Below are 26,071 nucleotides of genomic sequence, written 5' to 3'. Positions count from 1 at the left end.
AACGTGAACGAAAAACGAGGATGTTCCAATACATAAAGATTTTAGCCGAAACAATCCGTGAACGCTTCAATCTTATTGATTTATCGCCCGGTTTTTTTGATCTTTCAACCAGAACGTTTACCGATCGCGGCGGCGGCGTTGTTCGCGATTGAGGAAGTCGACGAAGGCTCTGAGTGGTCCTGGCATGTGCCGGCGGCTGGCATAATAGAGGAACGGGCCGGAAAATGCCGTATCCCATTCCTCAAGGATCGTCACCAGTTCGCCGCTTTCGATCTGCGGCGCCAGGAACTCTCGGAAGGTCCTGATGATGCCAAGGCCAGCAACGGCGGCGCTGCGTTCGATATCGATCGTGTTGGTAGCAACTACCATCGATGGCGCCATGAAGATCGTCTCGCCATTCCTTTCGAATTCCCACGACGCGACTGATCCGCTCAGAAAGCGATGACGAATGCAGCGATGCTCCAATATGTCGCGCGGATGCTGCGGCGTGCCATTTGCGGCGAGATAGCCAGGCGCAGCCGCCGTGATATAATATTGCCGCCGCGGCCCGATCGGCACGGCGATCATGTCCTTCTCAAGTCTTTCATCATAGCGGATACCGGCATCGTAGCCCGCCGCCACCACATCGATGAAACTGTCCTCCGCGACGATCTCAACCGAGATTGCCGGATATTCCGTGAGGAAGCGGCTGATGATGTCGGGCATGACAACCATGGCAGCCACTGTCGGCACATTTAGCCGCAAGGTCCCGCCAACGCCGTCGCGAAAGCTGTTGATGTCATCGAGCGCTACCGCGATCTCGCTCATGGCAGGGGTCAGGCGCTCCATCAGCCGCTCGCCGGCCTCCGTCGGTGTCACGCTTCGGGTCGTGCGGTTGAGCAGGCGCACCGCCAGCCGCTCCTCCAGCCGGCGCACGGCTTCGCTGAGCGATGAGGCGGAAACGCCGCGTTTGCGTGCCGCCTCGCGAAAGCTGCGCTCGCGGGCAACGGCGGTGAAGGCAACCAGATCGGCCAGCGGCAAGTCATCCATTGTGCGGAATTCCAAACAACCTGTTTCGATTCATCCGGATTATCGCACAGAGACCAAAAGAGTAAAACTAAGGGGAAAACTGAAGCGCTTCCGCCAAGGAGAACGACAATGGAAAAGCATCAATTGGGCAAGACCGGACCACAGGTCTCCGCTCTCGGCCTCGGATGCATGGGAATGTCGGGCATGTATGGCCCCTCCGATCGTGCCGAGAGCATCGCCACCATCCATGCCGCGCTCGATGCCGGCATCAACCTGCTCGATACCGGAGATTTCTATGGCATGGGCCACAATGAAATGCTGATCGGCGAAGCCATCAAGGGGCGAAAGCGGGACGACTTCCTGCTCAGCGTCAAGTTCGGCGCTCTCCGCGATCCCGCCGGCGCATGGCTCGGCTATGACGCGCGTCCGGCGGCAATCAGGAACTTCCTCGCCTATTCGCTGCAACGTCTCGGCGTCGACCAGATCGATATCTACCGCCCTGCCCGCCTCGACCCGAATGTGCCGATCGAAGATCAGATCGGCGCGATGGCCGATCTGATCAAGGCGGGCTACATCAGGCATGTCGGCCTTTCGGAGGTTGGCGCCGATACCATTCGCCGAGCCGCAGCCGTCCATCCGATCGTCGACGTACAGATCGAATATTCGCTGATCTCGCGCGGCATCGAAGACAAGATACTATCGACTTGCCGCGAGCTCGGCATCGGCGTCACCGCCTATGGTGTCCTGTCGCGCGGCCTCATCAGCGGCCATTGGCAGAAGGACAGCGCCCAGAAAGGCGACTTCCGCAGCATGAGCCCGCGTTTCCAGGCCGGAAACGTGGAAAAGAACCTGCAACTGGTGGAAGCCCTGCGAGAGATCGCCGCAGCAAAAGGCGCCAGCGTCGCACAGATCGCGATCGCCTGGGTCGCTGCTCAAGGCAAGGACATCGTCCCGATCATCGGCGCCCGCCGTCGCGACCGCCTCACGGAAGCGTTGGGAGCATTACCGGTTAAATTGTCGGAAGCGGATATGGCGGCGATCGAGCGCGCGATCCCCAAGGATGCCGCCGCCGGCGGCCGATATCCGGGGGCACAGCTGGCGCATCTCGACAGCGAGAAGTAACAAGCGAAGGAGGCTGCCCGCTCGCCGGTCATCCGGGAGCGGGCGAGCAGGGTCAGACCGGGTTGTTCAGCGTATCGCAATCGCTGAGTTTGCCGGAATCGAAGCCCTTCTTGAACCACTTCACGCGCTGCGCCGAGGTGCCGTGGTTGAAGCTGTCGGGGACGACATAGCCCTGGCTGCGCTTCTGCAGCGTGTCGTCACCGATCTGCTGCGCGGCATTCAGCGCCTCTTCGAGGTCGCCGGCCTGCAATATGCCCTTCTGCTGCGTGAACTTGCCCCAGATGCCGGCGAAGCAATCTGCTTGCAGCTCGATGCGTACCGACATCTTGTTCGCATCCACCTCGCTCATGTTGCGGCGGGCCTGATTAAACTTCGGCAGAATTCCGAGCTGATCCTGTACATGGTGGCCGACTTCATGCGCGACTACATAGGCCTGGGCGAAATCGCCCGAGGCACCGAATTGATCCTTCATCTGCTTGAAGAAGGCCATATCAAGATAGATCTTCTGGTCGCCCGGGCAGTAGAAGGGTCCGGTCGCAGCCGAAGCCTGTCCGCAGGCCGAAGGGAAGCTGCCGGAGAATAGCACCAGCTTCGGATCTGTATAGGTCTGTCCCATCGACTTGAAGATGCCGGTCCAGGTGTCTTCCGTATCGGCAAGAACGGTAGCGACAAACTGCTTCATCTCGTCGTTGGCCGGCTGCCCGCCCGCACTGCGGTTGGACGTGCTTTGCTGATAGCCGGAGCCGCCGCCTTCGAGCACTCCGGTCTGCTGCAGCAGGCCCATGACGTCGACGCCCATGGCTTTCAGGACGAGGAAAATGACGACTAGGACGATGATGGTGCGAAAGCTCAAACCGCCGCCGCCGATCCCGCCGCCTGGAAAGCGGAAACCTCCGCCTCCCATGCCGCCGCCCATAGGCGACGAGCCGCGCTCGTCCTCGATATTGTCGGACTGCCGACGCCCCTTCCAATCCATAGCGCACCTCCTGGCGATGCCTAAAATCAAAGTCCCTTGAGGCGTTTATATATCCAGGAGGAGCCACAAAGCCAGTTGGCTATCGACAGAAGATCAGCTTAAACGGCGGCGATGCCATATTTCTTTCGACAATTGCCAGAGAAGCACGATCGCAATACCTGCGATAACAATGACCGGTGCGATTTCATCGCCGCTGAAGACCACTTTGTTCATGATGCGCCCAGGGATGAATGTGAATAAGCCGGCTCCGACGATCCCGCCGAAGTAGAGGCCCCTGACGATGCGCTTATGAGCCTCAATATTACCCTTGCGGGCATTAACGATGGCCCCCCAGCAACCGAAGAGAACATATGCGGACAGCAGATGAATAGGGCTGAAACCGTAGAACATGTTGATCTGGTGAACGAAGAAACTCGACAGCGCCGTGATTACCATGAGGCACAGCCAGATTTTGCCGAGCAGGCGATGCCTTGGCGTACCCTTCGGCTGTAGGAGAAGATAGGCGCCGAGCAAGGCGGCCGGAACGACTGCCGCAACATGAATCTGGATTGCGATGGAAGCATGAAGAAGCGGCTCGAAAGTCATGATTGGGATCCGGTTGAGTTTGTCGAGCCTTTCCGCGATATTGTCCGTCTCTCAATTGAAATTGCATGGAAAAACGGGAAAAATTCGTGGATCACACCTTTCTGCAATCCACGCTTCGCGAATTGCAGGCCGTCTGGCGCTCGCCGCGGCTCTGGGGAACCTTCATAACGGTCGTCCTGATCTTCGCTGTAACTGGCCCCTACGGCACTTTCGCTCGGCTGATGCCCGGGGCGCGCTTCGGCTATTGGCTCGTCCTTCATGCCATGGCCTGGTCGATCGCCATCGTCCTCTCCATCGCCGCCGAAGTCCTCCTGCGCAAATGGATGTCGAACATGCTCGCACGGATGATGACCGGGGCAGTCATCTCCGCGCTGCCGATCGGCTTCGGCATCTCCCTCGTCGACTTGGCATTCTTCGGCGACGTCCCAACTGTCGCGGCTGGCCTGCGCCAGTCGCTGACGTCGATACCCCTTTGCCTGCTCTTCTGTTTTCTGACCTATATGACGATGCACCGGGAGATCGCGATAGCGGCCGAAGCACCGCATCACGAAATGCCCGTGCCTGCCCCTCTAGCGACATCCGAGATGAAGACGACTCCTGCGCAAGCGCCGATCCTGTCGCGGCTGAAGCCGGAAAATCGGGGACAGCTCATAAGGCTCGCTGTGCGGGACCATTACACTGAAGTCGTCACCACCCGCGGCCGCGAGCTCATTCTGCTCCGCTTCGGCGACGCCCTGATGGAAATCGGCGACACCGAAGGCCTGCGCCTCCACCGATCCCACTGGATAGCCACGGGCCATGTCGCAGGGTTGAAACGCGACAACGGCAAGCTTCTCGTCATAACGCGCGACGGCGTGGAAATGCCCGTGAGCCGTCCCTACGCCGAAGCCGTCCGTCGCCGTTTTGGCTAGCAGGCCCAAGGCTTGGCGATATCGCCCCGATCCACGGGCTGCTCCCGATAATTCAGGCCTCAGGAGAGCGAGGGCTCGCTCAATTTCAGCCGCACCGTGTCACGGCAACTTAGAAGGATCGGAAAGAGATTCTTTACGATCACAACCATTGGTCTAAAAATATTTCCGCCGAACGCACGCTTACGTTCTTTAAATGCGCCCGATCTACACTTAACTCTGATTTCGAGCCCATATTCTTTACGTTGCACCCCTACATATGCAGACAACCGCGACGCCGCTTTTGCGCGGCTTGCGGTTGATCGACCTATGCCGGCGGTCCTCAGGAATATCCGGGCGCGTGAACGCGCATTGCGCAGGGGGCTTTATGAAGCGATCGATGAGTGTGTCTCTGCTGCTCATGGGAACAGCGGCATTGACGAGTTGTGGCGAGAAAGAAGACACGGTTCAGATATATAAGGACGTCAATGCATGTATCGCGGGCGAAGTCTTTTCCGCTGACGAATGCCGATCCGACTTTGCTGCTGCCGAGACGGAGCGCTTGCAAAGCGCGCCAGCCTACGAAACGGCTGCAAACTGCGAAAAGGATTATGGCATTTACAATTGCCAGCCCACGACCGGCCTGCATCGCTCCGGCGTGGGACATTTCATTCCCATCCTGGCCGGCTATCTTGTCGGCAGCGCCGCCAGATCCCTCGATACCAAGGCGCTTTACCAGCCGCGCGGGAGCAGCGACTTTCGCACGGCAACCGGGCGGAGCCTTGCGAACAGCATGCTGCTTGGGAAAACGGCCAATGTGGAAAGAAAGGACGACAACAGGCAAGCGTCTTCATCTTCCGGAGGCGGCGGCGGTGGCAGCGTTTGGGGAGGATCTTCCAACCGTGCCGGGCGTTCGAGCGGCACAGTAGAACGTGGCGGCTGGGGTTTTCGCGGCTTCCATCTTTCGGGCTAACCGGTGAGAGCATGAAACGTATTGTCGTGAACGAACGGCCGGATTGGAAAGCTCAGGCGGAGGCTTGTGGCTTCACCATCCATTCCATGTACGGCCAACGTTATTGGGATGAACGGCATGCTTATGCCTTCTCCCTCGAAGAAATTGAGACGAAACTCGAGGAACCCTCGGCCAAATTGCTGGAAATGTGCTACGCGGCAGCCGAAAGGATCGCTTGCGATGCCGAACTCATGCGTCGGATGGCCATTCCGCCGGCCTATCACGATGGGATATTGCGCTCATGGCGCAATCGGGAACATGATCTCTACGGCCGTTTCGATCTCTCCTATGACGGAAGCGGTCCGGCAAAGCTCCTCGAATTCAATGCCGATACCCCGACCAGCCTGTTTGAAAGCGCGGTTTTCCAATGGCAGTGGTTGGAAGACATGAAGCAACGCGGCGAACTTCCATCTTCGGTAGACCAGTTCAACTCGCTGCATGAGCGCCTGATCGATGCGATCCGTGTTCTTGCCGCGCCTTCGGGTCGCATGCATTTCGCCGGCATGCTGGAATCGGAAGAGGACCTCGTAACCCTGAACTACCTCGCCGATTGCGCCGTACAAGCCGGGTGCGAAGCAAAACTCCTTGCCATGCCCGATATCGGCATCGATGATACGCATTGGCTCATCGATCTTGAGGACGAGCGGATGGACTGCCTGTTCAAGCTCTATCCGCTCGAAGATATGGTTCGCGAGCCTTTTGGCCGCCATATGCCGCTCACCCCGACCCGCGTCATCGAGCCGCTGTGGAAGCTGACCTTATCGAACAAGGGATTGCTGCCGGTGCTTTGGGACATGTTCCCCGGCCACGAAAATCTGCTGCCGGCCTATTTCGAAGACGATCCGTGTATCGGCGTCCTCGGCGATCGCTACGTTCGCAAGCCCTTGTTATCCCGCGAAGGCGCGAATGTGACGCTCGTCAACCACGAAGCCAGCAGCGGCATATATCAGGTTGAAGGCCCCTATGGCGAAGAGGGATATATAAGGCAGGCAATGCACTTGCTTCCCCGCTTCGGCAACGATTGGACCGTGATCGGCTCCTGGGTCGTGGCCGGGCAGCCTGCAGGTATCGGCATTCGCGAAGATGACACCCCCATCACGCGGGATACCTCGCGCTTCGTCCCTCATTATATAGAGAGCTAGCCCGATCGGGGAGCCCGATGCGGGCGTCATATTGCCTGTACGGCTCCTCATTTTGCGATGGCGTGATGATCTAGGCAGAATTCATGTCGATTCCGCCATTTATGGGGTTCCGTTTGCAAATACATTTGCCTATAAGCCGCTTCTAGCCTGAAAATATTGCCCATGCGCCCCGACCGGTGACCTCCCACCCTGGCCGGCTTTTTGCGCAACAAAAAAACGGATGAGAGCCCATGCCGAAGCGCCAAGATATCAAATCGATCCTCATTATCGGTGCAGGACCGATTGTTATCGGCCAGGCTTGCGAATTCGACTATTCCGGTACCCAGGCCTGTAAGGCACTCCGAGAGGAAGGCTACCGCGTCATCCTCGTCAACTCCAACCCGGCAACGATCATGACCGACCCGGGCCTTGCGGATGCGACATACGTCGAGCCGATCACGCCTGAGGTCGTCGCCAAGATCATCGCCAAGGAGCGCCCGGACGCACTGCTGCCGACCATGGGCGGCCAGACGGCGCTCAACACCGCCCTGTCGCTGAAGCGCATGGGCGTGCTCGATCGCTATAATGTCGAGATGATCGGCGCCAAGCCCGCCGCCATCGACATGGCCGAAGACCGCGCCCTCTTCCGCGAAGCCATGGCCCGCATCGGCCTGGAGACACCGCGCTCCATGCTGGCAAACGCCACAGACATCAAGGATGCCGACCGCAAGACGCACGAGGCCGAGCGCAGCAAGCTGAAGGCATCCCTCTCAGGCCCCGCGCTCGACAAGGCGCTCGACGAACTGGAAAACCAGTGGAACCTCGGCGAGAGCGACCGCAAGCAGCGCTATATGAGCCATGCGATAGCCGTTGCCGCGCAGGCACTCGACCATGTCGGCCTGCCCGCAATCATCCGTCCATCCTTTACGCTCGGCGGCACTGGCGGCGGCATCGCCTACAACCGTTCGGAGTTCTTCGAAATCGTCGGCGGCGGCCTCGATGCCTCCCCGACCACGGAAGTCCTGATCGAAGAATCGGTGCTCGGCTGGAAGGAATTCGAGATGGAAGTCGTCCGCGACACGGCGGACAACTGCATCATCATCTGCTCGATCGAGAACATCGATCCGATGGGCGTCCACACCGGCGACTCCATTACCGTTGCTCCGGCGCTGACGCTGACGGACAAAGAATACCAGATTATGCGTAACGCCTCGATCGCGGTTCTGCGCGAGATCGGCGTCGAAACAGGCGGCTCGAACGTACAGTTTGCGGTTAATCCGAAGGACGGCCGCCTCGTCGTCATCGAGATGAACCCGCGCGTATCGCGTTCCTCCGCGCTCGCCTCGAAGGCCACTGGTTTCCCGATCGCCAAGATCGCAGCCAAGCTCGCCATCGGCTACACGCTGGACGAACTGGAAAACGACATCACCGGCGGTGCGACGCCGGCCTCCTTCGAGCCGTCGATCGATTATGTCGTCACCAAGATCCCGCGTTTCGCCTTCGAAAAGTTCCCAGGCGCTTCTCCGGTTCTGACCACCGCTATGAAATCTGTCGGTGAAGTCATGGCGATCGGTCGTACTTTTGCTGAATCGCTGCAGAAGGCTCTGCGCGGCCTTGAAACCGGCCTGACCGGCTTGGACGAGATCGAAATCCCTGGCACCGAGGAAGGCGAAGGCAGCCAGAATGCCATCCGTGCGGCCATCGGCACGCCGACGCCGGATCGTCTGCGCATGGTCGCCCAGGCGCTGCGCCTGGGGCTCAGCATCGAAGAGGTGCATGAAGGCTGCAAGATCGACCCATGGTTCCTCGCCCAGCTCAAGAACATCGTCGATATGGAAACCCGTATCCGCGAACATGGCCTGCCGACGGATGAAGCCAATCTGCGCATGCTTAAAGCCATGGGCTTTTCTGACGCGCGCCTGGCGACGCTGACGGGCAAGCGCCCCAAGGAAGTGGCCGAACTGCGCAACTCGTTGAATGTCCGCCCCGTCTTCAAGCGCATCGACACCTGCGCGGCCGAATTCGCCTCGCCGACCGCCTACATGTACTCGACCTATGAGACGCCCTTCGTCGGCACCGCCCGTTCGGAAGCACAGGTCTCCGACCGCAGGAAGGTCGTCATCCTCGGTGGCGGCCCTAACCGTATCGGCCAGGGCATCGAGTTCGACTATTGCTGCTGTCACGCCGCCTTCGCGCTGAAGGATGCCGGCTACGAAGCAATCATGATCAACTGCAACCCGGAAACCGTTTCGACCGACTACGACACCTCGGATCGTCTCTATTTCGAGCCGCTGACGGCGGAAGACGTCATCGAAATCCTGCGCGCAGAGCAGGAAAAGGGCGAAGTGGTTGGTGTCATCGTGCAGTTCGGCGGCCAGACACCGCTGAAGCTCGCCGAAGCGCTCGAAAAGAACGGCATTCCGATCCTCGGCACTGCACCCGACGCGATCGATCTTGCAGAAGACCGCGACCGCTTCCAGAAGCTGCTGATGAAGCTCGATCTCAACCAGCCGAACAATGGCATCGCCTATTCGGTCGAGCAGGCTCGCCTCGTCGCGTCCGAAATCGGCTTCCCGCTGGTTGTTCGCCCGTCCTACGTTCTCGGCGGCCGCGCCATGCAGATCCTCCATTCGGAAGGCCAACTGCAGAGTTACCTGCTCGACACGGTTCCGGAACTAGTGCCGGAAGACATCAAGCAGCGCTACCCGAACGACAAGACCGGCCAGATCAACACGCTGCTCGGCAAGAACCCGCTGCTGTTCGACAGCTACCTCACCAACGCAATTGAAGTCGACGTCGACTGCCTCTCCGATGGCACTGATGTCTACATTGCCGGTATTATGGAGCATATCGAAGAGGCTGGCATCCATTCCGGCGACTCCGCGTGCTCGCTGCCGCCGCGCACCCTCTCCCCGGAGATGATCGATGAACTGGAGCGCCAGGCCAAGGCCATGGCCAAGGCTCTGAACGTCGGCGGCCTGATGAACGTCCAGTTCGCTATCAAGGACGGCACGGTCTATGTGCTCGAAGTAAACCCGCGCGCCTCGCGTACCGTGCCTTTCGTCGCCAAGACCATTGGCGCCCCGATCGCAAAGATCGCGGCCCGCGTCATGGCTGGCGAAAAGCTGAATGCGACCTTTGCCGCCTATGGCGAAAAGCCCGATCCGCGCAAGCTGAAGCATATCGCCGTCAAGGAAGCGGTGTTCCCCTTCGCTCGCTTCCCGGGCGTCGACACCCTGCTCGGACCGGAAATGCGCTCGACTGGCGAAGTCATCGGCCTCGACACCGACTTCGCGCTGGCCTTCGCCAAATCGCAGCTCGGCGCGGGCGTCGAACTGCCGCGTGACGGAACGGTATTCGTGTCGGTTCGCGACGACGACAAGCCGCGCGTGCTGCCGGCCATCCGCATGCTGGCGGAACTGGGCTTCAAGGTTCTCGCGACCGGCGGAACCCAGCGCTATTTGGCCGAAAACGGTATCGAAGCCACGAAGATCAACAAGGTGCTCGAAGGTCGCCCCCATATCGAGGACGCCATCCGCAACCGGCAGGTCCAGTTGGTGATCAATACCACCGATAGCAACAAGGCGATCTCCGATTCCAAGTCGCTGCGCCGGGCGACGCTGATGCAGAAGGTGCCCTACTACACCACCATGGCTGGTGCCGAAGCAGCCGCCATGGCGATCAAGGCACTGAAGGCCGGAAACCTCGAAGTTCAGCCGCTGCAGAGTTACTTCTGACACGCAAGAATTGTCGCGGCGGATGTGAACGGCAATAGCCGGCTTACATCGGCCGCGGCGTCATAGGATCCATGCGACAATTTTTGACGCTTGCCGCCTCGTCGATTGCAGGGGATTGATCTGCAATGTGTGCGAGCGGGGAGCGGCATTCCTTCAAGCATCGAATCTTCTGGAAATCGGCTGTCGCAATCTGCTATAGATGACAAAATGATGGCTCTACTGGTTCCGAAGTACCGCTTCGGAACCTGTTTTCTTTTGTGTGTGCGAAAGAGCAGCGCAGGGACTGAAGGATAAGGAAAATGGTTGAAAAGGTACCGATGACGCAGAGCGGGTTCGTCAAGCTGCAGGAAGAACTGCGCTGGCGTCAGCAGGAAGAGCGCCCGCGAATCATCGAGGCAATTGCGGAAGCACGCGCCCATGGCGATCTCTCCGAAAATGCCGAGTACCACGCTGCCAAGGAAGCCCAGAGCCATAACGAAGGTCGCGTCAGCGAGCTCGAAGACCTGACGGCGCGCGCGGAAGTTATCGACCTCACCAAAATGTCTGGCTCGAAGATCAAGTTCGGCGCCAAGGTAAAGCTCGTCGACGAGGATACCGAGGAAGAGAAGATCTACCAGATCGTCGGTGATCAAGAAGCCGACGTGAAGGCCGGCCGCATCTCCATCTCCTCGCCGATCGCCCGCGCCCTGATCGGCAAGGAAGTCGGCGATTCCATCGAGGTCAATGCGCCAGGCGGCGCCAAGGCATACGAAATCCTCTCCGTCACCTGGGGCTGATTGCCGGTGCGCGATCGTGATTCAGCGCATGCCTCCGATCTCCGCGAGATCGAGATCATCGCAACGAATTTCAAACGCCGGTTGTCCGGCGTTACCTCGACGATCGTACAGCTCATCCCGAAGCAGATCGAGCTTGGCTATCATGTCGCCACGCTCGGTCCCGGCCTGCCGGAAAACCTGCCCAAGCTCGGCTGGCTGAGGCTTCCCGGCCTTTGGAGAAGGCCACGCCGGCATCGCCACCGGATTTGGCACGCCCGCCGCAACAACGAGATGCTGGTGGGCCTGCTGCTTCGCGCCGTTCTGCGCATGCCTTTGAAGCTCGTTTTCACCTCCGCCGCACAGCGCCGCCACAGCAATTATACCCGCTGGCTCATCCGCCGCATGGATGCGATCATCGCCACCAGCACGCGTTCCGGCAGCTTTCTGCAGGTTCCGCACACCGTCATCCAGCACGGCGTCGATCTCAATCGCTTTCATCCGCCCGAAACTCCTGACGATCGCATGGCCGCCACCGGGTTGCCCGGCATCTACCTGATCGGCTGTTTCGGCCGTGTCCGGCATCAGAAGGGCACCGATCTCTTCGTCAAGGCGATGATAGAGCTGCTGCCGCGCTATCCCGATTGGACGGCGATCGTCTGCGGTCGGGTCACCGCCGAACATCGCGGCTTTGGCGATGAGTTGGAAAAGATGGTCGCCAGCGCCGGTCTCTCGGATCGCATTCGCTTCATGGGCGAAGTCGACGACATCAAGCCCTGGTATCGTCGTGCCACGCTTTACGTCGCCCCTTCCCGCAACGAGGGTTTTGGCCTGACGCCATTGGAGGCCATGGCGTCGCGCACCGCGGTCGTCGCCTCGGATGCCGGAGCCTATGCGGAGATGATCGTTCCGGGTGAAACCGGCGCCGTCGCGCCGGCAGGCGACGGGGAAGCCCTGACCAAGGCCATCGCCTTCTATCTGGCCAATCCCGAAGAGGCGCTTCGCCAGGGTGACAATGCCGTACGCCATGTGCGCAGCGAGTTCGCTCTGGAAAAAGAGGCCACCGCCATCGGCGACGTCTATCGGCAGGTACTTGCTACCAACCGCTGAGGCACGTCACGCCTTCGGCTTTACCGCAAACCTGTCGTCATAACCGAAGTCATACTTCAGCAGCGCCGAAACCGGAGAGTAGTTGACAAGCGAAACACCGCGCTCCGCAGCCATCTTGCGCGCGAATGCGAGATGCTTGACGATGCGCCCCTCGGCCTGGGCAATGCCGGAAAACGCAGTATCACCAGCGGTTTCGTAAAAGCGAGGTTCGCGGGCGTTGGAAATGTCAATCCCGAGAAAGCCGATCGTGCGCTGCGCGCAATACAGAGCAAACTGCAAGGCCGATACCGCCACCGACCCGCCGACGAAAACGCCGTGATCGGGCAAGAGCGAGAAGCCGGCCGAGCCGGCCGCATCCAGGCGCACATATTGAAGCTTCCGGAGATCGTCAAGGGAGCGGCGCCGCGCGCCATAGGGTTTGCGGATGTCGTCGATCAGGATGATCGTCTTGTCCTCGAGGTAGCTTCTGTCGACCTCGCAAAGGGCGCGCAGCACCGCTACGGAAAACAGACAGAGCGAACCGGGAGCAATCTTCGCACGCATCGTGTCGATGTGCCGCCAGACGAAACGCTCATCCTCGATTGCGACCGCCAGCGGCTCGCCGATCTGCTCCCCGGCGAGCCTTATCGCACCATTCAGAAGAATGGCGCTGCACGCTTCCATGCCGCTCAGGTCGCAATGACGAATGGATGGTCCCGAACCGACAATATAGATTGCCTCACCGGACCGCTCGCTCAGCCGGTCCATCCCGGCAAGACTGGCGACTTTGGCGCCACGGTAGAGCACCTCGCCGCCGTTTGCGTTGCGATTGATGTTGAGCCCGGGAAACCAGTCCTGCACATGCGCCAACGAGCCGCCCAGGAAAACACGCACGCCAGACTTGATCAGCGATCGATGCCAGGGCCTACGTGTCATCTCTACCTAGAGCTCTACCAAACCAAGCTTCTTGACCTGTCGAATGGTCAACATCGTACGCACCGTATCGACATGTTCGTTCGCGGTCAAAACCTCGATGACGAAATCCTGGAAGCGGGTGAGATTTTCGGCCACGCAATGCAGCAGGAAATCGCTGTCTCCAGAGACCATCCATGCCTGCCGGACCAGCGGCCACGCCGCTGTCGCACTGGCGAAAGCCTTGAGATTGGCTTCCGACTGATGCTTGAGACCGACCATACAGAAGGCGACGAGATCGAAGCCCAGCTTCGGGCTGTTCAACATGGCGTGATAGCCTTCGATGACGCCGGCTTCTTCGAGCTTGCGCACCCGACGCAGGCATGGCGGTGCGGAGATGCCCACCCGATCCGCGAGTTCGACGTTGGTCATCCGTCCGTCCCGCTGGAGTTCCCGCAGAATCTTGATATCGATGGCATCGAGTTCAGCGCGAAGCACTTGCATTGCCTTTCTTTAATTCCCCCTCGCCAGCTTCTATATAAGGCACGAAAATTCGCAAGAAAGTTTCTCGGGGGTGACCGATTCTTACACAAAGCAGATTTGCTCTGTGTGTAATGCAAGGCTGCCCTTGAATAAATGCATAAGGCAATCATAAATGGAGCCGCGGATCGCGAAATCGCCTGCTTTACCCGCTTGAAGCCGCGTTTGCGAACTCGCTGAATTGAAAGGACTGACTATGCCCGCCCGCCACACCAAAGTGCTCATCATCGGCTCCGGCCCAGCCGGCTATACCGCCGCTGTTTATGCCGCCCGTGCGATGCTGCAGCCGGTACTGATCGCTGGACTGGAACAGGGCGGCCAGCTGATGATCACGACGGATGTCGAAAACTATCCGGGCTTTGCCGATCCCATCCAAGGACCATGGCTGATGGAGCAGATGCTTCAGCAGGCACAGCATGTCGGCGCCGAGATCGTCAACGACCTCGTGACCGAAGTCGACACCAGCAAGCGTCCTTTCGTCGCCCACACCGATAGCGGCCAGGTCTGGACCGCCGATACCCTCATCATTGCTACCGGCGCAAAGGCGAAGTGGCTGGGCATCGAGAGCGAGCAGCATTTCCAGGGCTTCGGCGTTTCCGCCTGCGCCACCTGCGATGGCTTCTTCTATCGTAACAAGGACGTGATCGTCGTCGGCGGCGGCAACAGCGCCGTCGAAGAAGCGCTCTATCTCTCCAATATCGCCAAGTCGGTAACGCTCGTGCATCGCCGCGATACCTTCCGCTCGGAGAAGATTCTGCAGGAGCGCCTGTTCGCCAAGGCAAACGTCAACATCCTCTGGAACACCGAAGTTGCCGAGATTACCGGTACTCCGGCCAAGCCGCCGATGCCGCCGTCGGTTACAGGTGCCCGCCTGCGCGATACGCGCACGGGCGCTATCACCGAAATGCCGATCGACGGCGTCTTCGTCGCCATCGGCCACGCACCGGCAACCGAACTCTTCAAGGGCAAGCTGAGGCTCAAGGATAACGGCTATCTCTGGACCGCTGCCGATTCTACGGCGACCAGCGTAGAAGGCATCTATGCCGCCGGCGATGTGACCGACGACACGTTCCGACAAGCGATCACGGCAGCGGGGATGGGCTGCATGGCCGCGCTTGAAGCGGAACGCTACTTGACCGGGCACATGCCCGTCGCCGTGGCTGCGGAGTGATGCAGCCGATGAGGGGAAACGGCATGCCATTGGATTGGGACAAGCTGCGTATCTTTCACGCGGCCGCCGAAGCGGGTTCGTTCACGCATGCGGCTGACAAATTGCATTTGTCCCAATCCGCCATCAGCCGACAGGTCAGCGCACTTGAGCAGGACGTCGGCATAAAGCTTTTCCATCGCCATGCGCGCGGCCTCATCCTGACCGAACAGGGTGAACTGCTGTATCGCACGGCTCACGACGTTCTGCTGAAGCTCGAAACGGTCAAGATGCAATTGACCGAAACGACCGACAAGCCGAGCGGCAAGTTGCGCGTCACGACGACGGTCGGTCTCGGCCAGGGCTGGCTGACGGACAAGATCCAGGAGTTCCTGCAGCTCTATCCAGATATGCAGATTCAGCTGATCCTCGATAACGAGGAGCTGGACGTGAACATGCGCCATGCGGACTGTGCCATTCGTCTACGCCAGCCGCAGCAATCCGACCTGATCCAGCGCAAGCTTTTCACCGTGCATATGCACGTCTACGCAGCCCCCTCCTACATCAACCGCCACGGCGAGCCGCAATCGGTGGAGGATCTGGACGAGCATCGCATCATCAGCTTCGGCGAACCGGCGCCCAATTACCTGCTCGACGTCAATTGGCTCGAGATCGCCGGCCGGTCGTCGGATAACAAGCGCATACCGCATCTGCAGATCAACAGTCAGACCTCGATCAAGCGCGCCTGCCTGCTCGGCATCGGCATCGCCGTCCTGCCCGACTACATCGTCGGCCGTGACCCAGGCCTCATTCAGCTCGCGATCAACGCCGACGTGCCGTCCTTCGACACGTATTTCTGCTACCCGGACGAGATGAAAAATGCGGCAAAACTCAAGGTTTTCCGAGATTTTATCGTGGCCAAAGCTCGAAACTGGAATTTCTAGCGAAGGTAAGCCACTGATAACGAACTCGTTTTTGTGACCGGCATATCAGCCACGCATATGACGCATGGCTGATATGCACAAAATAGAGTTGAAGCCTGCCCATATAACTACCATATCGCACATAGCTGATGCACACGGTGGCTTTTCCTCCCAGTTCCACCGCATTGGCTGTTCCCCTCTGGAGGTTTTTGACCTTCATACCTATAGGGCCCTGGTTTACTCCGGCGGCCCTTTTTTTTGCCTTTTTGAATCTGGCGCGGCAAATGCATAACTGCCATGCACAAAAATGCATTGCGCACTGCACAAATTAGCATCATAACGCACACAGCTGATGCACATGGTGGCTTTTCCTCCCAGTTCCACCGCATTAGCTGTTCCCCTCTGGAGGTTTAGACCTTCACACCTATAAGGGCCCTGGTTCATACCGGTGGCCCTCTTTTTTTGCCTTTTTTTCGATCATGCACTCCGGCTGCCTTGCAGAAAATAATGTTCTGTGCCGACCTTGATATATCGAAAAGCATCGATACATAAATCGAGATTATTCGATATTCATCTAGTGAACACCATGGACAAGAGCGAGATACTCAAAGCCCTGGCCAACCCGGCAAGGCTCGAAATCCTGAACCACCTCAAGGATCCGCATACCCATTTTCCCACCCAGGAACATCCGCTTGAGCTTGGCGTTTGCGCCAGTCAGTTCGAGCGTTGTGGCCTTTCGCAATCCACCGTGTCGGCGCATCTGAGCACGCTGCATCGCGCCGGCCTGGTGACGACGCGGCGCCTGGGCCAATGGATTTTCTACAAACGTAACGAGGAAACCATCGCGGCATTCCTCGAAGCCATGCAAAAGGAACTTTGACATGCCCCTAGCGCTCCTCATTCTTGCGCTCAGTTCTTTCGCCATCGGCACCACCGAGTTCGTCATCATGGGTTTGTTGCCGGAAGTGGCATCGGACCTCTCCGTCACCATTCCGCAGGCAGGCTGGCTGGTAAGCGGCTATGCGCTGGCGGTGGCGATCGGCGCGCCGATAATGGCTGTTTCGACGGCCCATCTGCGCCGCCGCTCGGCTTTGATCATGCTGATGGGCTTCTTCATCCTCGGCAATCTCCTCTGTGCCATCGCCCCCGACTACTGGATGCTGATGGTTGCTCGCATCGTGACCGCTCTTTGCCACGGCGCCTTCTTCGGCATCGGTTCGGTCGTTGCGGCAAGTCTGGTCGCGGAAGACCGCAAAGCTCGCGCTGTCGCCCTGATGTTCACGGGCCTGACCCTCGCCAACGTGCTGGGCGTTCCCCTCGGCACCGCGTTCGGTCAGGCGTTCGGCTGGCGCGCTCCCTTCTGGATCGTGACCCTCCTCGGCGTTGCCTCGATCGCCGGCCTCATTGCGGTGCTGCCGAAGAACGAAGAGGTTCGCAACGGCAATCTCGCCCGCGAGATCTCGGCGCTGCGCGGAGCCGGGCTGTGGCTGTCACTGCTGACGACGGTATTTTTCTCCGCCGCCATGTTCGCGCTCTTCACCTATATCGCCCCCATGCTGCGCGACGTAACCGGCGTCTCGCCGGAAACGGTTACCTGGACACTGCTTTCCATCGGCGTCGGCCTGACCATCGGCAATCTCATCGGCGGCAAGCTGGCGGATTGGCGTCTCGGCACCACCCTCGCCGGTGTCTTCATTGCGATTGCTGTGACGTCGGCCATCTTCAGCGTCACCGTCCATTCCTTCATCGGCGCCGAGATCACCCTCTTCCTGTGGGCCGCCGCTGCCTTTGCCGCCGTTCCGGCGCTGCAGATCAATGTCGTCGCTTTCGGAAAGGACGCGCCGAACCTCGTCTCGACCATCAATATCGGCGCCTTCAACGCGGGCAATGCGCTTGGCGCCTGGCTCGGTGGTGTGGTCATAGACCAAGGTTTCGCTCTCTCGCAGGTACCGCTTGCCGGTGCGGCCATGGCGATCCTCGGCCTCGTCACCGTTCTCCTTACCTTCTCTGCTGTCCGATCCAAGGACGAAGCCCTCGCCTCTTCCTGACATCCTTCCTCCTCCCCCCTCATAGAAAGGACCAATCATGACCAAACTGTTTGAACCGACGAAGCTGGGCGACATCTCGCTTGCCAACCGCATCGTCATGGCGCCGTTGACGCGCAATCGCTCCCCGAATGCCGTGCCCAACGAGCTGAACGTCAAGTACTACGCCCAGCGCGCCACCGCTGGCCTGATCATCACAGAAGCGACCGCCATCACCCATCAGGGCCAAGGCTACGCCAATGTCCCGGGCCTTTACAGCAAGGAAGCGCTCGACGGCTGGAAGAAGGTGACGGACGCGGTGCACGCCAATGGCGGCAAGATCGTCGTGCAGATGTGGCATGTCGGCCGCATTTCCCACACCACCCTGCAGCCGAATGGCGGAAAGCCGGTCTCCTCCACCTCCAGGCGCGCGGAAACCTCGAAGACCTATCTCGTCAACAGCGACGGCACCGGCGGTTTTGCCGATGTCTCGGAACCGCGTGCGCTGGAAACCTCTGAAATCCCGAACATTGTCGAAGACTATCGCAAGGCTGCCCGCGCGGCGATCGATGCCGGCTTCGATGGCGTCGAGATCCACGGTGCCAACGGCTATCTGCTCGATCAGTTCCTGCGCGGCAACGTCAATGATCGCACCGACCAGTATGGCGGCCCGATCGAGAACCGCGCGCGTTTCCTCTTCGAGGTGGTCGATGCCATCACCAAGGAAATCGGCGCCGGTCGCACGGCGATCCGCATTTCGCCGGTAACGGCCTCTGGCGATGTCAGCGATCCGGCTCCACAGGAGCTCTTCACCTACGTGGTCGAAGGTCTGGCGAAATATGATCTGGCTTATGTCCACGTCATCGAAGGCCAGACCGGTGGCAAGCGTGACTCCCTGCCCTTTGACTATGATGCTCTGCGCGCCGCCTATAAGGCTGCAGGCGGCAAAGCCGGCTGGATGGTCAACAATGCCTATACCCGCGAAATGGCGATCGAAGCCGTCGAAAGCGGCAAGGCCGATGTCGTCGCATTCGGCAAGCCCTTCATCTCCAACCCGGATTTCGTCCGCCGCCTGACGGAAAACGCGCCGCTTGCGCCCTGGGATCAGGCGACGCTCTATGGCGGTGGCGCCAAGGGTTACGACGACTACCCGACGCTGGACGAAGCCGCGTGAACACAGTGACATCTGCAGGCGCCTGCCGTTGACGTTCAGACGGTGAGATCAGCCTCGATCAAACAGCTCCCGCAACATTCGATTGCGGGAGCGCCCTTGCAAAAATTACCGGATATGGTTGAGGTCGACCGTTCCGTAGAAGCCAACCGATTATTTTTATTGACATAATTCCAATTTAGCGCCTCCTTTGGAAATGCTTGCAATCCCTCTTGACTTAGAGCGCGCTCTAAATCGTACAGTCCGGTGGCTGGCGGATTGCCACGATGAACGGGAGGGAAAATGGACGCATTTTCAATTGGGGAAGCGGCCGAGCGATTGGCCTTGAGCCCACACACGCTTCGCTATTACGAACGGGCGGGGCTGCTCGACATGGTGGCGAGAAATTCCGCCGGCAGACGCGTCTACACAGACGCAGACCTCCATTGGATATCGCTCCTCATGTGCCTGCGATCCTCGGGCATGCCGATCGCCAACATGAAGAAATTCAGCAATCTCGTACGTGCCGGCCTTTCGAACGTGCCGGATCGCATTGCGCTGCTGGAGCAGCACCGCGCAAAAGTAGTCGCGGATATGGCGGCGCTACAATCGGCGCTGACGATCATCGACGGGAAACTTCAACGATATCGGGGCATATCCAATGAGAACCAAATCGCTCGGTAACTCCGGCCTGCATGTGTCTGAGCTCTGCCTGGGATGCTTGGATTTCGGTACACGGCTTGATCGCGAAGCTTCTTTCGAACTGTTGGATACTTATTATGAGGCTGGCGGTCGCTTTCTCGATACCGCAAACAACTATGCCTTCTGGGCTCCCAACGGCGTTGGAGGAGAAAGCGAAAAGATGCTTGGCGAGTGGCTCTGCGCTCGCGGCAGGCGCCATGATATGACTATCGCAACGAAAGTCGGCGCACAACCGACTCGTCCCGGCGCTGGTTTCGAGGCAGCGGAAGGGCTCGGAGCGCAAGCGATCGCGCGCGCGGCCGAGGCCAGCCTTTCAAGGCTCGGCATCGATCACATCGACCTCTACTATGCCCACATCCAGGATGATGACATCACCCAGGAGGAAACGCTATCCGCCTTCGAGCGCTTGCGCAAAGACGGCAAGATCAGCGCCATCGCCTGCTCGAACCACAGCCTCGAACGCATTATCGCTGCCAAGGGCATCGGCGAGCGGAACAGTTGGCCTGCCTATTGCTGCCTGCAACAGCGTTACAGCTATCTGCCGCCCAACGCCGGCGCTGATTTTGGCCCGCAGAAGACGATAGACGCCGAACTGAAAGCCTATCTGCAGGCGGCCGACATGCCGCTCATTTCCTATGCCACCCTTCTCGGCGGTGCGTATGAAACCGGGGTACTACCCAAGGCCTACGACGCTGCAGAAAATCAGGCACGGCTCGATCGGCTCCGGAAGGCGGCGCAAATTCTCGGCGTGACGCCAAGCCAGGCGGCTCTCGCCTGGGCGAGGCTTTCGTCCGGCAATGTAATCCCGCTGCTCGCGTCCGGCAGTGCCGAGCGCCTCAAGCAAGGGATAGCGACGTTGAATATAACTGCCGAACACCTCGCCACAGCCATGGGCGCGGACTGACCGCTAACTCGTCAAACAAGACGTTGATCGGACCGACTGTCCGGCCAGGGCTTTCGACGGCATGGCTCCCGGGCGACGATGATACGAAGAATGCATATTCGGATTTCACCGTCGCCCAACTTGCTTCGACCGGGTTGAGCGCCTAAGCCGCCTCAGGCGGCCTGAGCTCGCAAGCAACCGATCGAGACCAGGCTTGCGCGGATAGCTTCGTCAATGGGCGTATGCGGCTCCTCTCCAAGCACCGCCACCAGCCTGTCGTTCCGCATCTGCAGCGGAACTTTCCAAAGATAGGTCATTTCGCGCAGCTCCCGCATGAACGGAACGAAGGGGCTGGCCAGCGGCACGATCCACCAGGGAAATGCCCTCACCTTTACATTGTGACCAAGCACGCGCTGCACGGCTTCGATCATCTGCCGGCCATCGCCATCCCAATGGCCGCGCATGTGATAGACGGCGAAGGATGGCAGTTGGTCGCCCTTCTCGATCAGCCGGATCATCGTTTCGGCAACGTCAGGCAGGTAGGCCCATTGATGGCCGAGGCCAGTCTTGCCCGGGTAGGTCAAGGAGCGGATCAGCTTACCCGGCGTGACCATCGCCTGCGAAAACCAGCTATTGGCGCGCAATCCGCCAAAAAAATCGCCAGCGCGAACGATAATGACGGACGTACCGCCCTGCTCTGCCGCTGCCTGCAGGCGCCGTTCCATCTGCACGCGGATGGCGCCCTTGCGGGTCTTCGGCCGCTGCGGGCTGTCTTCCGTGACCCTCGGGAAGACGTCGGGGCCGAAATTATAGACGGTTCCCGGCAGCACAATGCGCGCACCGACGGCCTTGGCCGCAGCAATGGTGTTGTCGAGCATCGGCAAGACGACTTGCCCCCAATTGCGATAGCCGGGCGGGTTGACCGCATGCACGATAACCTCGGCTCCTTCAGCTGCCTTCAGAACATCGCCCGCCTGCATGGCATCGCCCTGGAACCAGTCGAATTCGGGCTGGCGGCGGGCCGCCTCGGCTGCATTGCGGTTCAGCGCCCGGATGCGCCAACCGCGAAAGGCTAGCCCTTCAGCGACAGCACCGCCAATGCCGCCGGTAGCACCAAGGATCAAGGCCGTCTTTACGCTTTCCATCTGCTTGCTCATCGTCATCCCCATCGGTTTCGATGGACTGACTATGGCCCACGATCGCAATAGACGAAATTGCCTAAAAATCTGCAGATGCTATACATAAATGTATGACATCAGAACCAAGCTGGGATTTCTATCGTACCTTTCTCGCGGTGCTGGAGCACGGCTCACTGTCTGCTGCCGCCCGCGATCTCGGCCTGACGCAGCCGACAGTCGGCCGTCATATAGACGCATTGGAACAATCGGTCGGCGCCGAACTCTTCACGCGGTCACAGCAAGGCCTGTTGCCGACCGATGCCGCCCTTGTCCTGAAGCCCTACGCCGAAACGCTGGCGAGCACGGCTGCCGCGCTGCTGCGCGCCGCCACCGGCTCCAGGGAGGAGGTCAGTGGCACAGTGCGCATCAGCGCCAGTGAAGTAATTGGAACGGAGGTACTGCCGCCCATTCTTGCCGGGCTACAGGCACAGTATCCCGAACTGATCGTGGAATTGTCCGCTTCCGACATCGTGGAGGATCTGTTGCAGCGCGAGGCCGACATTGCCGTGCGTATGGTCGCGCCGGCGCAAGAAGCGCTGCTGGCCCGCCATGTCGGCGTAATCTCCCTGGGTCTTTTCGCGCACAAACGCTATATCGAGCGACACGGCAAGCCGGAAACGATCGCGGACCTCCGCCGACACAAGCTGATCGGCTTCGATCGGCAGACCGCCTACATCCGAAGCATGGTGAAACGCTATCCGATGCTCGACGGCATCTCGTTCAGCTTTCGATCCGACCACAGCATCGTTCTGCACAATGCCCTGCGATCCGGCATCGGCATAAGCTTCTATCAGATCCCCTTGGCCAAACGCGACGCCAACCTTCAACGGCTCTTGCCGGAAGTGGAATTGACGATCGACACCTGGATCGTGATGCACGAAAACCTGAAGACATCGCCACGCTGCCGCGTGACGTTCGACGCGCTCGTCGCGGGCTTGCTGGACTATGCGAAGGGAAACGATACGCCGGAAGGACAATAGTCATGAGGGCAGCGGTGGAGCTCGCACCATGCGATCCGAACTGGCCGAAGGATTTTGAAGTTATCCCCGACAAGCGTACTCAATTTTGCCGACAGCTTATGCCCAGACGATCGAGCATATCGATACGATATCGGTCGCTAGGGCGTCGAGCAGGTAATCGGTATAGCGCCAATCTATGCGCCGGGCGCCGTATCCACTGGTGGAAAATGCCTCTGGCCGTCAATGACTTCCGTTTCCGGCCGGTCTCCACCGTCAGCATATTCCTCATGCCACTTGCCGCTTTCATCCTGCCAGCTGATCTCGGCGGAGTCTCCTCCCACCTGCTGCTCTGCGGCAACAATCCTTGCGGCCTCCACGGCCTCGGAATGTGTCGGAAACGCTTCCGAATAGACATCGTGGAAGCGATATGCCCATCCACCGTCATGCGGCACGATTTCGTAAACGACCTTGACCATTCAAACCCTCCTTCTCATCTGCCAAGACCTTCGGGACCGGGCGTTGCCGGCAGGACCGCATGCATCTGAGACGGATTCGAGGATGCCGCGACGTTTGGGGTGGGCAGACCGACGGGCACAGTATTCCATTAAATGGTTCTGACTGCAAATCCCGCCCTCAACCATACGCGCTTGATGTGCGAAATCATTGATTTAGAGTGCAACCGTGAATCGGCGCAGAAGGTGGGGAAGGTGAATATAGTGAAGTGGTTCAAGCAGGAAAAAGCCCTCTTGGTGGCACTGGCGATCGCCGTCATTGCCTATGTCGGCGAGCATTCAGTGCTGGAAATGGGGCAGACCGCCTCGATAACCGCGGCAGCGGCATTGATCGCAACGATTGTACTGGCATCGATGCGCGTCGCCCATCATGCAGAGACCCTTGCGGTCAAGGTCGGTGACCCCTACGGCACAATGATTCTGACGCTTTCAGCCGTTGCCGTCGAGGTGATCATCCTCGCCATCATGATGAGCGGCGAAAGTTCGCCGACGTTGGTGCGCGATACCATCTACGCCGCCGTCATGCTCGACATCAACGGTATCCTAGGCCTGGCCGCCCTTCTCGGTGGCCTGAAGCACGGCGAGCAACCTTATAACGACGATTCCAGCCGGACCTATGGCGTCATGATCCTGACCGCCATGGGCATTTCGATGATCGTGCCGGAATTCATCCCGGAAGCAAAGTGGCACTACTACTCCGCTTTCACCATCGTCGCGATGATCGCGCTCTATGCGCTCTTCCTGCGCATGCAGGTCGGCAAACATAGCTATTTCTTCAGCTACAGCTATCCGCGTACCGAGAAGAAACTCGGAATGCCCGAAGAGCATCACGAAGAAGAATCCACGACGACATCCATCGTCACCATTCTGATCGGCGTCGTCCTGATCGGCACGCTGGCGGAATTCATGTCGGCCTTCATGGATACAGGCCTAAAGGGCACAGGCGCGCCGCCGGCCATCGCAGCCATCGTCGTCGCCGCGATCTCGGCAGCTCCGGAAATCCTGACGGCGCTGCGTGCGGCGCTCAGAAACCGCATGCAGGCAACGGTCAATATCGCCTTGGGCGCCTCGCTATCCACGGTCATCCTGACGGTACCCGTCATGGAGGCGATCGCACTCTATACAGGCCAGCCGTTTATCATGGCCATGTCTCCGGTGCAGACGGTCATGATAATGATCACGCTGATCGTTGCCGCTATCAACCTCAATGACGGCGAAACCAACGCCATCGAAGGCATGACCCATTTCATCCTCTTCGCCACCTTCATCATGCTAACGACACTCGGTCTTTGATTCCAATTTCAAGGACTTGCGCCGACTGGCGGAATCAAATTGCGAAGCGCTTGAATCAATTGATGAAGCCGCAACCGGCAATCTGAATAGGAAAAGCCCGCCATTTCTGGCGGGCTTTCCATGTAAGCTATCGCTGGCTGCTTACTTGCAGGCGGCGCAGAAGCGCTGGATGCGGCGGCAAGCTTCTTCGAGCAGCTCTTCCGAGGTCGCATAAGAGATGCGGAAGTTCGGGCCGAGGCCGAAGGCCGAACCGTGAACAACGGCTACACCTTCCGATTCCAGCAATTCGGAAACGAAGTCTTCGTCCGTTTCGATGATCTTGCCGGTCGGAGCCGTCTTGCCGATCAGGCCGGCGCAGGACGGATAAACGTAGAAGGCGCCTTCCGGAACCGGGCAGGAAATGCCCTTCGCCTGGTTCAACATCGAGACGACGAGGTCGCGGCGGCCTTCGAAGATCTTCTTGTTGCGCGGAATGAAGTCCTGCGGACCGTTCAGCGCTTCGACGGCCGCCCACTGGGCGATCGAGGTCGCACCCGAGGTCTGCTGGCCCTGGATCATGTCCATGGCCTTGATGAGCTGCAGCGGGCCGGCAGCATAGCCGATGCGCCAGCCGGTCATGGCATAGGCCTTCGAGACGCCGTTCATCGTCAGCGTGCGGTCATAGAGGCTCGGCTCGACTTCGACCGGCGTGGCGAATTTGAATTCGCCATAGGTCAGGTGCTCGTACATGTCGTCGGTCAGGATCCAGACATGCGGATGCCTGACCAGCACGTCCGTCAGCGCCTTCAGCTCGTCATGCGTATAGGCAGCGCCCGACGGGTTGGACGGCGAGTTGAACATGAACCACTTGGTCTTCGGCGTGATCGCCTTTTCAAGATCGGCAGGCTGCAACTTGAAGCTGTCGGCCTGCGTTGTCGCGACGAAAACCGGCGTGCCGCCGCACAGCGCCACCATTTCCGGGTAGGAAACCCAGTAGGGCGTCGGGATGATGACTTCATCGCCCGGGTTCAGCGTCGCCATGAAGGCGTTGAACAGGATCTGCTTGCCGCCCGTGCCGACGATGGTCTGCTCCCAGGTATAGTCGAGATTGTTCTCACGCTTGAACTTGGCGGCAATCGCCTTGCGCAGTTCCGGGATGCCGGAAACCGGCGTGTACTTCGTCTCGCCGCGATTGATCGCGTCGATGGCGGCCGTCTTGATATTATCGGGTGTATCGAAATCCGGCTCACCGGCGCCAAGACCGATCACGTCGCGTCCTTTTGCTTTCAGCTCGCGCGCTTTCTGAGAAACGGCGATGGTGGCAGAAGGCTTTACACGGGAAAGAGCGTCGGCAAGAAAGGCCATGGTGATCGGTCCTATTCGGTTGAAAATGGCAGAAAGCCTGTGGACCAGATTTCTGCGCTAAGCTCTATGTCGAATATGGGCCGACGTTTCAAGCGCAAAGGCGTCACAGTGGCTTTATTTCCTGGCTTTCGGGCCATGTCTTCGATGCAGATTCCAAGCCTTGGCGCGACGACTGCTGCAGCCCATCGACGGCCCGCAAGCCTCGCCAACTTGAA

General features: G+C 59.4%; 24 protein-coding genes. 16 read left to right on the top strand and 8 right to left on the bottom strand.

Annotated elements, in window-relative coordinates:
- Nucleotides 1-117: 117 nt before the first annotated feature.
- Nucleotides 118-1,029 carry a LysR family transcriptional regulator gene (locus tag QD461_RS07380; protein WP_414087138.1) on the bottom strand — a complete coding sequence of 304 codons (912 nt, stop codon included), beginning with the start codon at nt 1,027-1,029 and terminating at the stop codon, nt 118-120.
- Nucleotides 1,030-1,137: 108 nt separating this feature from the next.
- Between QD461_RS07380 and QD461_RS07375 the strand changes: the two genes are divergently transcribed.
- Nucleotides 1,138-2,130 (top strand): aldo/keto reductase, encoded by a 993-nt coding sequence (locus QD461_RS07375; protein ID WP_414087137.1) that lies wholly within the window; start codon nt 1,138-1,140, stop codon nt 2,128-2,130.
- A gap of 52 nt (nt 2,131-2,182) precedes the next feature.
- On the opposite strand, the gene QD461_RS07370 is transcribed toward QD461_RS07375, so the two are convergent.
- Nucleotides 2,183-3,106 (bottom strand): neutral zinc metallopeptidase, encoded by a 924-nt coding sequence (locus tag QD461_RS07370; RefSeq protein WP_414087136.1) that lies wholly within the window; start codon nt 3,104-3,106, stop codon nt 2,183-2,185.
- A 93-nt stretch (nt 3,107-3,199) separates the two neighbouring features.
- Nucleotides 3,200-3,691 carry a DUF2306 domain-containing protein gene (locus QD461_RS07365; protein ID WP_414087135.1) on the bottom strand — a complete coding sequence of 164 codons (492 nt, stop codon included), beginning with the start codon at nt 3,689-3,691 and terminating at the stop codon, nt 3,200-3,202.
- Nucleotides 3,692-3,756: 65 nt separating this feature from the next.
- Between QD461_RS07365 and QD461_RS07360 the strand changes: the two genes are divergently transcribed.
- The 6 genes from QD461_RS07360 (at nt 3,757) to QD461_RS07335 (ending at nt 12,310) form a co-directional block, all read left to right on the top strand.
- Entirely contained in the window at nt 3,757-4,602 is an 846-nt protein-coding gene (locus tag QD461_RS07360; RefSeq protein ID WP_414087134.1) for a LytTR family DNA-binding domain-containing protein, read from the top strand.
- A gap of 376 nt (nt 4,603-4,978) precedes the next feature.
- Nucleotides 4,979-5,551 carry a DUF1190 domain-containing protein gene (locus QD461_RS07355; protein WP_414087133.1) on the top strand — a complete coding sequence of 191 codons (573 nt, stop codon included), beginning with the start codon at nt 4,979-4,981 and terminating at the stop codon, nt 5,549-5,551.
- Nucleotides 5,552-5,562: 11 nt separating this feature from the next.
- A complete protein-coding gene (locus QD461_RS07350) occupies nt 5,563-6,732 on the top strand; it encodes a glutathionylspermidine synthase family protein (RefSeq protein WP_414087132.1) in 1,170 nt (389 codons plus the stop codon).
- 230 nt (nt 6,733-6,962) lie between these two features.
- On the top strand, nt 6,963-10,448 hold the full coding sequence (gene carB, locus QD461_RS07345) for a carbamoyl-phosphate synthase large subunit (RefSeq protein WP_414087131.1): 3,486 nt from the start codon (nt 6,963-6,965) through the stop codon (nt 10,446-10,448).
- Nucleotides 10,449-10,747: 299 nt separating this feature from the next.
- Nucleotides 10,748-11,224 (top strand): transcription elongation factor GreA, encoded by a 477-nt coding sequence (gene greA, locus QD461_RS07340; RefSeq protein WP_184703180.1) that lies wholly within the window; start codon nt 10,748-10,750, stop codon nt 11,222-11,224.
- 6 nt (nt 11,225-11,230) lie between these two features.
- Nucleotides 11,231-12,310 carry a glycosyltransferase family 4 protein gene (locus tag QD461_RS07335; protein ID WP_414087130.1) on the top strand — a complete coding sequence of 360 codons (1,080 nt, stop codon included), beginning with the start codon at nt 11,231-11,233 and terminating at the stop codon, nt 12,308-12,310.
- Between the two features lie 6 nt (nt 12,311-12,316).
- Here QD461_RS07335 and QD461_RS07330 read toward each other — a convergent pair whose 3' ends face one another.
- Nucleotides 12,317-13,225, bottom strand: a complete 909-nt coding sequence (locus QD461_RS07330) for a glycosyl transferase (RefSeq protein WP_414087129.1) — start codon at nt 13,223-13,225, stop codon at nt 12,317-12,319.
- A gap of 6 nt (nt 13,226-13,231) precedes the next feature.
- Nucleotides 13,232-13,699, bottom strand: coding sequence for an Lrp/AsnC family transcriptional regulator (locus QD461_RS07325; RefSeq protein WP_034476732.1), 468 nt, complete (start codon nt 13,697-13,699; stop codon nt 13,232-13,234).
- Nucleotides 13,700-13,937: 238 nt separating this feature from the next.
- On the opposite strand from QD461_RS07325, the gene trxB reads away from it, so the two are divergent.
- The 7 genes from trxB (at nt 13,938) to QD461_RS07290 (ending at nt 20,591) form a co-directional block, all read left to right on the top strand.
- Nucleotides 13,938-14,912, top strand: a complete 975-nt coding sequence (gene trxB / locus QD461_RS07320) for a thioredoxin-disulfide reductase (RefSeq protein WP_414087128.1) — start codon at nt 13,938-13,940, stop codon at nt 14,910-14,912.
- A 23-nt stretch (nt 14,913-14,935) separates the two neighbouring features.
- Nucleotides 14,936-15,832, top strand: a complete 897-nt coding sequence (locus QD461_RS07315; RefSeq protein ID WP_004116399.1) for a LysR family transcriptional regulator VtlR — start codon at nt 14,936-14,938, stop codon at nt 15,830-15,832.
- Nucleotides 15,833-16,397: 565 nt separating this feature from the next.
- The gene (locus QD461_RS07310; RefSeq protein WP_184703175.1) at nt 16,398-16,691 is read left to right on the top strand and encodes an ArsR/SmtB family transcription factor; all 294 of its coding nucleotides are present in this window, start codon (nt 16,398-16,400) and stop codon (nt 16,689-16,691) included.
- 1 nt (nt 16,692) lies between these two features.
- Complete coding sequence (locus QD461_RS07305; RefSeq protein WP_414087127.1) at nt 16,693-17,859, top strand: MFS transporter; 1,167 nt, start codon at nt 16,693-16,695, stop codon at nt 17,857-17,859.
- A gap of 37 nt (nt 17,860-17,896) precedes the next feature.
- Nucleotides 17,897-19,009: an alkene reductase gene (locus QD461_RS07300; RefSeq protein WP_414087126.1), complete on the top strand. Its 1,113-nt coding sequence runs from the start codon at nt 17,897-17,899 to the stop codon at nt 19,007-19,009.
- Between the two features lie 279 nt (nt 19,010-19,288).
- Entirely contained in the window at nt 19,289-19,669 is a 381-nt protein-coding gene (locus QD461_RS07295) for a MerR family transcriptional regulator (RefSeq protein WP_414087125.1), read from the top strand.
- On the top strand, nt 19,647-20,591 hold the full coding sequence (locus tag QD461_RS07290; protein ID WP_414087124.1) for an aldo/keto reductase: 945 nt from the start codon (nt 19,647-19,649) through the stop codon (nt 20,589-20,591). The genes QD461_RS07295 and QD461_RS07290 overlap by 23 nt, the downstream gene beginning before the upstream one ends.
- A 152-nt stretch (nt 20,592-20,743) precedes the next feature.
- Here QD461_RS07290 and QD461_RS07285 read toward each other — a convergent pair whose 3' ends face one another.
- Nucleotides 20,744-21,727, bottom strand: coding sequence for an SDR family oxidoreductase (locus QD461_RS07285; RefSeq protein ID WP_414087123.1), 984 nt, complete (start codon nt 21,725-21,727; stop codon nt 20,744-20,746).
- 92 nt (nt 21,728-21,819) lie between these two features.
- Here QD461_RS07285 and QD461_RS07280 point away from each other — a divergent pair, with 92 nt between their 5' ends.
- Nucleotides 21,820-22,728: a LysR family transcriptional regulator gene (locus QD461_RS07280; RefSeq protein ID WP_414087122.1), complete on the top strand. Its 909-nt coding sequence runs from the start codon at nt 21,820-21,822 to the stop codon at nt 22,726-22,728.
- Between the two features lie 173 nt (nt 22,729-22,901).
- Here the strand turns inward: QD461_RS07280 and QD461_RS07275 are convergent, their stop codons facing one another.
- The gene (locus tag QD461_RS07275; RefSeq protein WP_184703168.1) at nt 22,902-23,183 is read right to left on the bottom strand and encodes a DUF2188 domain-containing protein; all 282 of its coding nucleotides are present in this window, start codon (nt 23,181-23,183) and stop codon (nt 22,902-22,904) included.
- Nucleotides 23,184-23,456: 273 nt separating this feature from the next.
- On the opposite strand from QD461_RS07275, the gene QD461_RS07270 reads away from it, so the two are divergent.
- Nucleotides 23,457-24,512: a calcium:proton antiporter gene (locus QD461_RS07270; protein ID WP_414087375.1), complete on the top strand. Its 1,056-nt coding sequence runs from the start codon at nt 23,457-23,459 to the stop codon at nt 24,510-24,512.
- Between the two features lie 141 nt (nt 24,513-24,653).
- Here QD461_RS07270 and QD461_RS07265 read toward each other — a convergent pair whose 3' ends face one another.
- Nucleotides 24,654-25,856, bottom strand: a complete 1,203-nt coding sequence (locus QD461_RS07265) for a pyridoxal phosphate-dependent aminotransferase (RefSeq protein ID WP_414087121.1) — start codon at nt 25,854-25,856, stop codon at nt 24,654-24,656.
- Nucleotides 25,857-26,071 lie beyond the last annotated feature (215 nt).

Origin of the sequence: Rhizobium sp. BR 314 (genome assembly GCF_047445805.1) — a bacterium.
Lineage (GTDB): Bacteria > Pseudomonadota > Alphaproteobacteria > Rhizobiales > Rhizobiaceae > Rhizobium > Rhizobium lusitanum_B.
Note: the sequence above shows the minus strand (reverse complement) of the source record. Positions and strands in the feature narration are given on the sequence as shown.